5 protein-coding genes are annotated in these 6763 nt (G+C 56.0%); 1 reads left to right on the top strand and 4 read right to left on the bottom strand.

What is annotated here, in order from left to right; translation table 11 throughout:
• Positions 1 to 232: 232 nt before the first annotated feature.
• Complete coding sequence (locus NB063_RS00960; RefSeq protein WP_250926855.1) at positions 233 to 1156, bottom strand: sugar phosphate isomerase/epimerase family protein; 924 nt, start codon at positions 1154 to 1156, stop codon at positions 233 to 235.
• A gap of 281 nt (positions 1157 to 1437) precedes the next feature.
• Here NB063_RS00960 and NB063_RS00955 point away from each other — a divergent pair, with 281 nt between their 5' ends.
• Positions 1438 to 1998, top strand: a complete 561-nt coding sequence (locus tag NB063_RS00955; RefSeq protein ID WP_250926854.1) for a DUF421 domain-containing protein — start codon at positions 1438 to 1440, stop codon at positions 1996 to 1998.
• On the opposite strand, the gene NB063_RS00950 is transcribed toward NB063_RS00955, so the two are convergent.
• The 3 genes from NB063_RS00950 to sbnA are packed head-to-tail and all read right to left on the bottom strand — an operon-like array spanning position 1985 to position 6356.
• Positions 1985 to 3502, bottom strand: coding sequence for a Y4yA family PLP-dependent enzyme (locus tag NB063_RS00950; RefSeq protein ID WP_250926853.1), 1518 nt, complete (start codon positions 3500 to 3502; stop codon positions 1985 to 1987). The genes NB063_RS00955 and NB063_RS00950 overlap by 14 nt on opposite strands.
• Complete coding sequence (locus tag NB063_RS00945) at positions 3499 to 5211, bottom strand: FAD/NAD(P)-binding protein (protein ID WP_250926852.1); 1713 nt, start codon at positions 5209 to 5211, stop codon at positions 3499 to 3501. Before NB063_RS00945 ends, NB063_RS00950 begins: the two co-directional genes overlap by 4 nt.
• Before the next feature lie 59 nt (positions 5212 to 5270).
• Entirely contained in the window at positions 5271 to 6356 is a 1086-nt protein-coding gene (gene sbnA / locus NB063_RS00940; RefSeq protein ID WP_250926851.1) for a 2,3-diaminopropionate biosynthesis protein SbnA, read from the bottom strand.
• Positions 6357 to 6763 lie beyond the last annotated feature (407 nt).

Below are 6763 nucleotides of genomic sequence, written 5' to 3'. Positions count from 1 at the left end.
CGCTGTCGGCTCACTCATTTTTGCGAAACGCCTAAAACAACAGCCCGCAATCCGCCCGGTTGCAACGCGTAAGATGTTCGAAATTTACCGGGCGGCTCGCGCCGTTCCGCTATGAAACCACCCGGTTAATACGAAAGGTGATGGCATTGAACACGTGCCGTTGCGTTACGCTTCATAGCGGTAGACGCGAGGCTTCCGGTTCGAGCAACCCAAAATTGGAAGTTGGTGATGCTCAGTCCATGGACGCGATCGCTGTGCGGGCTTGGGTTAGAAATTTTGGAATGGCTTCGTAGGGATCTTCTTTTTCTTCGTACTCGAGGACCACGTAGCCGCTGAACTGGGCATCTTTCAGAATTTGCAGCAATCGCGGTAAGTCGGCGGGCGTGGGTTTTCCGTTGACGTTCGTCATCACTTTCAGCTGCGCCGTGATTGCATAGGGAGCGATTCGGGCCAGTTCCGCATAGGGATCAGGTGTGGGTTCGAGGTTCGCCGAATCCCATGTCACGCCCAACCAGGGCGAATCGATCTGGCCCAGAATGCGGACGAGATGGTCGATGTTTTTGAGGATGTCGTGGTTTTCCAAACCCAACATCACGCCACGTTTTTCTGCGTACGGCAACGCGATCTCAAGGTTCGCGACGACGTTCTCAATCACTTGCTCCTCCGTCGCCTGTTTGGGTTTGCCGCTACTGGCGAACACTCGCACCGCGGGCGCTCCGAGGTCGGCGAAGTGGTCGATCCATGAGCGGAAGTGGCCCGATGCGGAGCGTCCTTCCTCGCTTTGGGGCTCATACGCAAAACTATTTCCCATCGCCCCGCCGGAGATGTCGATTCCGAGTACGTGGGCACGACGCTTCACCTTATTGAGATACGATTTATCAAGCGGTGCGGGAAAAAAATAAGACGTCAACTCGGCGGCTTCCACTCCGAGATCGGCGCAGTAATCGAGAAAGCCCAGCATGTCCATTTTCCCGGACGTGCGTTTGCCTTTCCACCACTGCATGTGGGGCCTCAACGAATACGCGCTGAGCGAAATCCCCTTGATTCGCGGATTGATTCGTCGAAAGCGTTCGTTTGCATGGATCGGTAGAGCAACACCCGCCGTCATCGCGGCGGCAAACGTTTGGAGGAGATGGCGTCGAGAGAGAGGAATCATGGATCGAGGCGGGGGTGGCAGGTGGGCGAGGGCGCGAAGATGACACTGCCGATCATCTTAACTCAGCTGACGGATGGAAGTGGTTGGTGTCGGCGCGAAAGTGATTGCGCGACGCTCGGTAATTCAATCGATGGATGCCCCTGCTGAACTCGAAGCGACGAGTGGTACAGCGTTTGCGTCCGATGACACGGTATTTGTTATTTTTCGCGGTGATCTTTGTTAGGGCCGCGAACTTCAAGCCGCACGCGAGATAAGCGGATCCTGAAAAGAGGAATGGAACGATGAAGGACACGTTTGAAAAATGGACAGCTGCTTCCACGGAAGAAATTTTGATCGTGGTAATGTCGGCTGCCGTGATCTATTTCGTGATTTTGGCGTACACGCGTATGACTGGACTGCGAAGCTTTTCAAAGATGTCGGCGTCGGATTTCGCGATGACGATCGCCGTAGGATCGCTGTTTGCGTCCACCATTTCGTCGCCAACCCCAACGCTCTCCCTCGGGATCGTGTCTCTGTCATGCCTGTTTGCGGGACAATGGGCGCTCGCGCTTTTGCGCCGCCGGTTCGGATGGTTCAATCGGTTGATAGACAATGAGCCGCTGCTGCTGATGGCGGGCGGTCAGATGATTGACGAGAACCTACGCAAAGCGAATGTGACGCGTGAGGATGTGTACGGCAAATTGCGTGAAGCGAACGCATTCAACCGCAACCAAATTCTCGCTGTCGTCTTCGAAACGACCGGAGATATTTCGGTGCTACACAGTACCCTGGAAGACGCGGAGATAGACCGTGAATTCGTTCAGGGGGTGATCGATCACCAGCGATTGTTCATGGATCGATAGTTGCATCCGGCACGTCGATTCGGTCCAAGCAAAACGGCGAAAGCGGTGAGCCGTTGAAGACAACGTTTTGTGCTAACGGGAACTGATGCGACCGGCTTTCTAGGAAATGCATGAAATATCCCGCGGTATTCGGGAATACAACTAGATCGCCGCGTGAGATCCCGTGCGGGAAATGGAGGCGACGAAGTTGGATGAGTTCCGATTCAGTGCAGTAGGCACCGACGAGGTAACCGGCGATCGGTTGACGTTGGGTCGATTCGCGGGGTTCCGTTTGCGGTAAGACGATGGGGTCGACGAGGAAATCGTCGCTACCCGTTCGGCACTGGGTGCGATTCATTGATAGTCCGTTGAACCAGTCGCCGGTGTGATGACGTTTGGTGAATTCAACCCGGGCAATCGTCATCCCACAACCAGCGAGGCTGCTACGTCCTGGTTCGCACCTCAACTGTAACGTTCGATCGCGGAGTGCTGCGGCTATCGAGATTCCCTCCCGTGAGTCCGCGTCGAGAATCTCTGCGAACCATTGCTCTCGAACGGGTGATTGGTAGTACGGGTACGTGTTGCGTTCGCCGTGAATACCTTCTGCGGTTCGATGTAATCCTAGCCCGTGGTTTCGATACGTGATCGGCGAGGTGTTTCCCAACAACGCCTCGCGATGTGTTGACCAGAATTCGTTCCACTGACGCTCATCTTCGAGATAGCTGATTGGCAACCCGCCACCGATGTCGAGGAACCAAATGTCGTGGCCGCACGAGCGTAGGTAATCGACGATGGGAAGACACTGCTGGATCGCGGAAACGCGTTGATCGGCACAATACCCGTCGAGATGGAAATGAATGCCACGAACACGAATCCGCTCAGCCTCAGGAGATTCGCGAAGGGTGTCCGCGACCATGGTAATCTCATCGACGTCAAAGCCGAACCGCGAATGAAGCTTGTTGCCGTCGTGACGGAAACCGCTCAAACGTAGAGCCACTTCCACGGGCGTGTCGGTTGACGATGCGATGTGAATGACTTGCTTCAGTTCGTCGAAGTTGTCGATCGCCATCGTCGCACCCTGTTTAACGCAAAGTTGGATGAGCGAGGATGACTTGATCGCGGCGGTGCAAATGATGTTCTCAGGGGGGACCCCAAGATCGAGTGTTTGTCGGCATTCTTGTTCGCTGGCGACATCAATGCCGGCGCTGATCTGATTGGCCGCTTCCACAAAGGTAAGGCACTTGTTCGCCTTTCGAGCGAAGAACGCTTGGAACCAAATTCCTCGATCAGCGGCGACGTCGTTGAGAAGGTGAACGTTTCGAGTTAGCGGCGCAGGTGATACGACATGGAGCGGAGACCCGTAGCGCTCGACTAGGTCGCGGACCTCGATTGTGTGGTCGTTCAGTACGTCGACCATCCACGGTTCCAAACACGCGTCCAAGCGTGGCATGCCCTCGCACCAGCGACGCAATTCATTGATTTTTGCGTCCTGGATCGAAGTCGAGGACTGTTCGACAATGCTCATGCCAATATCTCTACGCCGTGGATTCGTTTGATAACCGATTCAGCCCAGCGTTGTGGGTGATCGTGAAGGGTTCGGCTGAGTGTATCATTTCCGAGCACACAACCTTCAGTGGCTCGGCCCATAATCGCTAATCCCTCGGTCACCCCGGTCGAGTTTCTCAAAGGACGTCCTGCGGCATCGACTTCGATGGCCGCGGTGCCGTGCAAACGACCGATTGTTTTTTCGTCCAGCAGAGATTGGAGGGGGCCGAGAGTCGTGCACTCCTGCGGAGACGGCAGTACGGCGTTGATAGCAACGTCGACCGGTTGGGTAGCAATGCCATTGACGAGCAAGCACTTTGGTCCCGCTTCATCGTCAGTCGTCTCGTTCGATTGCAACTGCATTGATCCGGCGAGGTAATGAAGGTCAATGAGCCCGGCGTCCACCAACGCTAGGATGCGTCCCACGTTTTCAGCGGGCGGACCGAACGCAATCCGTTCCATCTCGGCGGCAATCTTACGAAAGTTTGGCCACGCTTCCGAGGACAATCCGCCGTAATTGATGCAGCGGACGAGTGCGGGGTAGAGGTTTCGCCACGCGGCTCCCAACGCCCATGCGATGTCGGGTGCCGATTGGCCTGTTGCAACAGCAAAGGATTGTTTCATCGTCTCGAGTGCGACGCTGGAGTTCATCGGCGATTGACACCAGCGATCAAACCAAGTCGCGACGTCGTCCTGTGACGTGAGCGGTGTTCCCGAGCAAAGGTTGACCGCCGTGGCCGCCGCGTCCGTAAATACGGGCCACAGCTGTTCTTTGAAGGCTTGACCCGTAATGGGGCGAGTGATCGCGTCTAAGGATTGTTTGCCGTGCATCCAGATTTCATTGAGTGCTTGCGGTGGCGCAAACAACGATTCATCGGGCTTGGCCAACATCGGCCGACCGCTACGTGAGACAGGATAAAGGCACTTGGGTTCACGTCCGCTAGCATGGTAGGTCCACGCATTTCCAGCGCGGTGGAACTCTCCACCTCGGCCTTCGGTGAGGGCGAGGGCCGTGTCGATCCAGGTCAGGCCGAAACCTCGCACGGCAACGTCGGAACCTGGCGGAACGCAATGCTCGGTAAGATTTCGTTCCACCGGAAACGTCGGAATGAATGCGGGCTTGGTCGTTTCGGTTTGCTTTTCCGTATCGGTTGCTTCATCTTGCCAGTGACCGTGGCCCACGGTCAAAACGATATCGTCGAAATTGAACAGGGTACGGCCGGTTCGAATCTGCCATGAGTCCGTCAATCTTCCGACGCACGAGACCGCTTCACGGAGAACGTTTACGGTTGCCACGCGTTGGAGTTGCTCGACGACGCGCTGGAAGCAATCATTCAAGTATCTTCCTACCAAGCCGCGGCTGACATAGCCCTCCGGTTGATCAGCGGCGTGACCGTGTTCTTTGAGCCAATCAACGAGATTCAGTCGCGGCGAGTCGGATGGGCATGGCCGCGTCCAGGCGTCGATCTGTTTCGCGGCAAAATTCATTCGCAAAAAGTCCGGTTGGCTGGGGGCGTAGACGTTGCCTGCGCCAGGAAACTCGGACGGTTCAAAGATCACGATGGAGATCGCGGGCAAAGCGACGCTTTGTTGCAGTTGGTCCGCTAGCGACTGTAAACAATACAGGCCACGAGGTCCGCAACCGACGATGCCGATGCGGTAGTCGCGACTGGAACGAACATGATTCACCGGGTTATCGGGTATTGCCGGTTCAGTGTCCTGGGGGGGAGTGAGTTGAGAACTTGTCATCATGCGGCACCATGGAGAGACAAAGCTGGGGCGGACATCTTTGCCAGGACAACGTCCGGGGTGACACCAAGAGCTGACTCGACCCAGTGGTCGTTGAAGACGGTATCGAGGTAACGGGTCCCCGAGTCATGCAAGATCGCGACGCATCGTTTTCCTCGCAGTTCCGATTCCATCGATCGGATGACTTCGAGCACTCCGCCGGCGGAGCCACCGACCAGCATCGCCTCTCGTGATGCGGCCCGGCGGCAACCTACCACGCAATCGATGTCGGATACCCTGACGACGTCGTCAAAAGTTTGGTCGCGAGCTAGAGCCGGCAAATGCCCCGCGCCGATTCCTGGGATCAAACGTTTCCCGGGCGAACCGCCGAACAACACGCTGCCATTGGCGTCGACGGCGATCACCTTGGTGCTGCGATGGTGGTGTTGCAAATAGTCTCGGCATCCCTGGGCCGTTCCCGTGCTGCTGGTTGCGATAAAGAGATAGTCGAGGTCACCGCCGGTCGCCGCATCGATTTCGCGGATGGTTCCCTCGTAGTGTGCGATCGGGTTTTGGCGATTGGCGTACTGGTTCGGCCAATAGCTGTTGGGGATCTTGCGTAAGAGCTCTTGAACACGTTCGAGACGTGCGGCGAGGTAGCTTCCGTTGACGGGCTTCTCGATACGAATCACTTTGGCACCGAGTGCACGCATGATCGCGAGGTTTTGTGGCTGGGCGTGCGGATCAACAACACAAATGAATTTGAGTCCATGAAAGCGGCATGCTTGCGCCAATCCGATGCCCATGTTCCCTGATGAAGATTCCACCACGGTGTGACCGCGACGAACATCACCGGTATTGAGAGCGTGAACGAGCATTTGCAAGGCCGGTCGATCTTTGGCGCTGCCGCCGGGATTTGCCGCCTCGAGTTTCGCGTGCAGTTCGATGGATGAATCGTCGAGATAGCGTCGGAGACGAACCAGGGGCGTTTCACCGACACATTCCAAAATCCCGTCAGCGCTGGCGACTTGGTGACGATTATGGTCGCGGTGCGCAAACGCAATGAGCGAGTCGAATTGGTTTGTAGTGCTAGTTGTTGCAATCATTTGATGTTCATCCCGCCCAAACCGCGGCAATCATTTTTCGAGTTTATCTTTGGCATCATTCGTTTTGTCGCAGTCATGGCTGATGAGAATCAATTTCTTGGTTCAGGCATTTCTGAGATATTCCCACAATGGTGTCGTGGGTGAGTTCAATGCGTATGACCTGTTGGGTTCAGGCCCCGCGGTCATGGGAGTACCGCGGATCGCAAACGTCGTGCCAGAGGCCGTATGGGCGGGAGGGAGAATGAATTTGAAGATGTTCTCAGAGCACGCCGACGAGGCGAGGGGCAGCGATGATCGGCGTTTGATCATTACGAGATCGATCTGGTCGGAATGGTGTCAATCGAAATGACTTGCGGAATGGGGCGGCATGGACGTGGCGCTGCCGTTTGCTTGTTTGGCTGCATCGC

It is taken from the genome of Aporhodopirellula aestuarii (assembly GCF_023701485.1).
Taxonomy (GTDB): Bacteria; Planctomycetota; Planctomycetia; order Pirellulales; family Pirellulaceae; genus Rhodopirellula; species Rhodopirellula aestuarii.
Note: the sequence above shows the minus strand (reverse complement) of the source record. Positions and strands in the feature narration are given on the sequence as shown.

What these genes read in the sequence shown, in the direction of transcription:
- NB063_RS00960 (WP_250926855.1), bottom strand. Translation starts at nt 1,156, where the DNA reads ATGATTCCTCTCTCTCGACGCCATCTCCTCCAAACGTTTGCCGCCGCG.
- NB063_RS00955 (WP_250926854.1), top strand. Translation starts at nt 1,438, where the DNA reads ATGAAGGACACGTTTGAAAAATGGACAGCTGCTTCCACGGAAGAAATT.
- NB063_RS00950 (WP_250926853.1), bottom strand. Translation starts at nt 3,502, where the DNA reads ATGAGCATTGTCGAACAGTCCTCGACTTCGATCCAGGACGCAAAAATC.
- sbnA (WP_250926851.1), bottom strand. Translation starts at nt 6,356, where the DNA reads ATGATTGCAACAACTAGCACTACAAACCAATTCGACTCGCTCATTGCG.